A 4,234-nucleotide genomic window follows, 5' to 3' on the forward strand; every position below is an offset into this window, starting at 1 on the left:
CACGGCGAGGCCGGACCGCCGGGCAGGGCCGGCACCTCCATGGCCGCGGCGCACGCGGCGGCCCGCCAGGCGCGCTCCACCCGGCCGGCCTCCGCGACGAACCCGTCGACCAGGTGGGTGTCGAGGCGTCCGGCGACCACCCGCCGGTCGCGCAGCAGGTCGCCGAGGAAGCCCAGATTGGTCGTCAGGCCGACGACGGCGGTGGCCCGCAGCGCGTCCGTGAGGGTGCGCAGCGCCGCCACCCGGTCGGGTCCGTGCGCCACCAGCTTGGCGATCATCGGATCGTAGAAGGCGGAGACCTCGCCGGCCCGGTCGAAGGCGGCCTCGACGCGGACGCCGGCCGGCCACTCGACGCGCTCCGCCCGGCCGGGCGCGGGCCGGAAGGCCTCGTCCGGGTCCTCGGCGTAGACGCGGCACTCGATCGCGTGGCCGGTGGCGGTGATCTCGTGCTGGGCGAGCGGCAGGCGCTCCCCGGCGGCGACCCGCAGCTGCCACTCCACCAGGTCGACGCCGGTGATCTCCTCGGTGACGGGGTGTTCGACCTGGAGCCGGGTGTTGGCCTCCAGGAAGTAGAACCGGTCGTCGGCGTCGAGGATGAACTCGAACGTCCCGGCGTTCACGTAGCCGAGCGCCCCGGCGCCGCGCACCGCCGCGTCCAGCATCGCCGCGCGGACCCCGGCCGGCAGGCCCGCCGCCGGCGCCTCCTCGACGATCTTCTGGTGGCGGCGCTGCAGCGAGCACTCCCGCTCGAAGAGGTGCACCACCGAACCGTGGGTGTCCCCGAAGACCTGCACCTCGATGTGGCGCGGACGCGGGACGTAGCGCTCGGCGAGCAGCCGGCCGTCGCCGAAGCTGCTGCGGCCGAGCCGGGCGGCCGCGGCCACCGCCTCGGCCAGCCGGTCGGGGTGGTCGACCACCTGCATGCCCTTGCCCCCGCCGCCGGCGACCGGCTTGAGGATCACCGGGTAGCCGATCCGCCCGGCGTCGGCGGCCAGCTGCTCCGGCGACTCGGTGGCGTGTTCGGAGCCCGGCAGCACGGGCACCCCGGCGGCGGCCATCAGCTCGCGGGCGGTGGCCTTGTCGCCCATGGCGGCGATCATCCGGGCGTCCGGACCGATCAGGACCAGGCCCGCCCCGGCGACGGCCGCCGCGAACGCCGGGCTCTCGGAGAGGAACCCGTAGCCGGGGTGCACGGAGTCGCAGCCGGTGCGCAGCGCCGCGTCGACCAGCGCCTCGATCCGCAGGTAGCTGTCGGCGGCGGGGCCGGGGCCGAGCCGGACGGTGTCGACCGCGCCCTCCAGGTGGGCGGCCGAGCGGTCGGCGTCGGAGTGGACGGCGACGTACTCCACGTCGAGGCGGCGGCAGGTCCGGGCGATCCGGCGGGCGATCTCGCCGCGGTTGGCGATCAGAACTCGTTTCAGCATCGTCATCACATCCTGAACACGCCGAAGCGCGTCTCCTGCTGGGGACCGTCGGCGGCCATCGCCAGGCACAGCGTCAGCCACTCGCGGGTGTCGGTCGGGTCCACCACGGCGTCCACCCACATCCGGGCGGCGTAGTACAGCGGGTGCGACTGGCGTTCGTAGGTGTCGATGATCGGCCGCTTGATGGACTCCTCCTCCTCGGCGGAGAGGGTCCGGCCCTCCTTGGCGAGCTGGTCGCCGCGGATCAGCGCCATCACGGTCGCGGTCTGCTCCCCGCCCACCGCCGTCGACTTGGCGCTCGGCCACATCGCCATCATCCGCGGGCCCATCGAGCGGCCGCACATGGCGAAGTTGCCGGCGCCGAAGCTGCCGCCGATCACCAGGCTGAACTTCGGCACCCTCGCGCAGGAGACCGCGTTGACCAGCTTGGCGCCGTGCTTGGCGATGCCGGCCGCCTCGTACTCGGCGCCCACCATGAAGCCGTTGATGTTGTGCAGGAACAGCAGCGGGAGGTCCCGCTGGACGCACAACTCGATGAAGTTGGCGGCCTTCTGGGCGCTCTCGGGGAACAGCACGCCGTCGTTGACGACCACACCGACGGGGTAGCCGCCGACGTGTCCGGTGCCGCAGACGATCGTCGGCCCGTAGCGGCTGCGGTACTCGGTGAACTCGCTGCCGTCGAGCAGCCGGGCCAGCACCTCGCGGGCCGGGATGTGCTCGCGCAGGCCGGCGCTGATGATGCCGGGCAGTTCGGCCGGGTCGTGGAGCGGCGGGCGCGGCTCGCGCGGCGGCCCCGACACGGCCCTGCGGCTGTTGCGGACGGCGATCTCCCGGACGAGTTCCAGCGCGTGCTCGTCGTTCTCGGCGATGTGGTCCGCGACCCCGGTCACCCGGGTGTGCAGGTCGGCGCCGCCGAGCGTCTCCGCGTCGACGACCTCGCCGGTCGCCGCGCGCACCAGCTGCGGCCCGCCGAGGAAGATCGTGCCGTTGCCCCGGACGATCACCGCCTCGTCGCACATGGCCGGGATGTAGGCCCCGCCCGCCGTGCACGACCCCATCACCGCGGCGATCTGCGGCAGTCCGAGGGCGGACATCTCGGCGATGTTCCGGAACATCCGGCCCAGGTGGTACTCGTCGGGGAAGAGGTCCTCCTGGAGCGGCAGGTAGATGCCGCCGGAGTCGACCAGGTAGATGCAGGGCAGGCCGTTCTGCCGGGCCACCTTCTGGGCCCGCAGGTGCTTCTGCACGGTCAGCGGGAAGTACGTCCCGCCCTTGACGGTCGCGTCGTTGGCGAAGACCATCGTCGGCCGGCCGCCGACCGTGCCGACCCCGGTGACCAGGGCGGCGGACGGGACGGGTTCGTCGTACACGTCGTGCGCGACCAGCTGCCCGACCTCCAGGAACGGGGTCCCCGGGTCCAGCAGGCGCATCACGCGCTCGCGGGCGGTCAGCTTGCCGCGTTCGGCGTGCCGGCGGTGGGCCTTCGCGTCGCCGCCGGCCAGCGCGGCCGCCCGGGCCTGCGCGATGATGCGGCGCTTGTCGTCGAAGGCCGCGGCGTTGCGGCGGAACGTCTCCGACGTGGTGTCGATGTGGGAACGGAGTGTCGTCATGGGACCTTGCTGATCGCTGTGGAGTACGGGGGCTTGCGGTGGAGCGGGCGGGGTCAGGCACCCGGGTGCGCGGGGCGCGGGCCGCGCCGGCCGACCAGCAGCAGGGCCGCGGCGCTGAGGCCGGTCGCGACGGCCGACCAGGCGAGGTCCGCGTGCAGCAGGACGGCGGCGGTGGCGGCGACCCCGGCGATGGACTGCGCGAGGAAGCCGCACAGGGCCACCGCGTAGGCACCGTGCTCGGTCACGGCGCTCACCGCGACCGCCATGCTGCTCGGGAACAGCGCCGCCTGGCCGAAGGTGGTGGCGCAGTAGAGCGCCACGAACACCACCAGCGCCGCCGTCGTCCCGAGACCCGGCACCAGCCAGAGCGCGACCGTCAGCAGCCCGGAGCCGGTCATCACCAGGGCGCCCAGGCGCATCAGCCAGGACGATCCCACCGTGGCGACCAGCCGGTTCACCAGCAGCGCCCCGGCCAGGTACGCCAGGCCGAACAGCAGCCCCAGGTCGCCGTACTCGCCGGCGGTCAGGCCGAAGTGCTGCTGGGTCACGAAGGGCGCCACCTCCTGGAGCAGGACGATGGTGGCGAACCCGAGACCGCCCGCGACGGTCGGCAGCAGGAACTGCCGGACACTCAGGATGCCCAGGTAGATCCGGACCATGCCGGCCTGCTCCTGCCGGCCGCGGCCCGGCTCCAGCGGGAGCGTGAGCACACCGACCGCACCCGCCGCACCGACGGCGGCCAGGACGGCGAAACCGGCCCGCCAGTCCGCGTACCGGCCGATCAGGCCGCCCAGGAACTGGCCGCCGCCGAGCGCCGAGACGAACGCGACGGACAGCACCGACAGCCGGCGGGCGAGCGCGTCGCCGCCGCCGAGGTCCCGGACGAAGATCCGGGCGATGATGGCGGCGCCACCCGCACCGACGCCCTGCACGGCGCGCAGCACCAGCAGCACGGTGACCGAGCCGGTGGCCGCGAGCAGCGCACTGGAGCCGGTGAAGAGGGCCAGCGAGGCGAGCACCGCCGCCCGCCGGCCGTACCGGTCGGCGGCCCGCCCCCAGAACACCACGGGTGCGGCCGCGCCGACCACGAACAGCGACACGGACAGCGCGGCGAGGCTGCGCGAGACGCCCAGGTCCCGCTCGACGGCCGGCAGCGACGGCAGGTAGACGGTGGTGGCCATCTGGGCCATGAACACCAGC

General features: G+C 74.2%; 3 protein-coding genes. All 3 read right to left on the bottom strand.

Features of this window, described 5'->3' with window-relative positions:
* Nucleotides 1-1,424, bottom strand: a 1,424-nt coding sequence (locus ABZ641_RS27655; RefSeq protein WP_359985938.1) for a biotin carboxylase N-terminal domain-containing protein, incomplete at its 3' end; no start/stop codon positions are given.
* 5 nt (nt 1,425-1,429) lie between these two features.
* Complete coding sequence (locus tag ABZ641_RS27660; RefSeq protein ID WP_344626669.1) at nt 1,430-3,034, bottom strand: carboxyl transferase domain-containing protein; 1,605 nt, start codon at nt 3,032-3,034, stop codon at nt 1,430-1,432.
* A 53-nt stretch (nt 3,035-3,087) separates the two neighbouring features.
* Nucleotides 3,088-4,233 carry an MFS transporter gene (locus ABZ641_RS27665; protein ID WP_359985940.1) on the bottom strand — a complete coding sequence of 382 codons (1,146 nt, stop codon included), beginning with the start codon at nt 4,231-4,233 and terminating at the stop codon, nt 3,088-3,090.
* Nucleotide 4,234: the final 1 nt, after the last annotated feature.

Source organism: Kitasatospora sp. NPDC007106, assembly GCF_040634455.1.
Classification (GTDB): Bacteria; Actinomycetota; Actinomycetes; order Streptomycetales; family Streptomycetaceae; genus Kitasatospora; species Kitasatospora arboriphila.